Source organism: Vibrio scophthalmi LMG 19158 (assembly GCF_000222585.1).
Classification (GTDB): Bacteria; Pseudomonadota; Gammaproteobacteria; order Enterobacterales; family Vibrionaceae; genus Vibrio; species Vibrio scophthalmi.
The window spans coordinates 1-373 of sequence record NZ_AFWE01000143.1; the positions used below are offsets into that span (position 1 = coordinate 1).

Annotated in this window: 1 protein-coding gene; it reads left to right on the forward strand. The window is 43.4% G+C overall.

Annotation, left to right across the window (positions count from 1 at the left end; translation table 11 throughout):
- Nucleotides 1–10 precede the first annotated feature (10 nt).
- Nucleotides 11–373 (forward strand): transposase (locus RH88_RS10850; protein ID WP_174269644.1); only part of this gene is annotated, 363 nt, incomplete at its 3' end.

A 373-nucleotide genomic window follows, 5' to 3' on the forward strand; every position in this document is an offset into this window, starting at 1 on the left:
GTTTCTTGAGGTGCTTTCCCAAACTTGCGAGCGATTTAACTGGGTGATTCACAGTTACTGTTTGATGACTAATCATTACCATCTATTGCTTGAAACACCTGATGGGAATCTAAGTAAAGGTATGCGCCAATTGAATGGAGTGTACACCCAAAAATTTAACCGTCAACACTGCCGAGTCGGCCACTTATATCAAGGCCGCTATAAAGCGGTACTCGTTGATAAAGATGCATATCTGCTCGAAGTCGGTCGATATATTGTACTTAACCCCGTTCGTGCATATATGGTGGACTCTCCAGAAGAATACCCATGGAGCAGTTGGCATTTTACGATGGGAAATCAAGAAACGCCAAATTGGTTCGCTGTTGAGCAAACC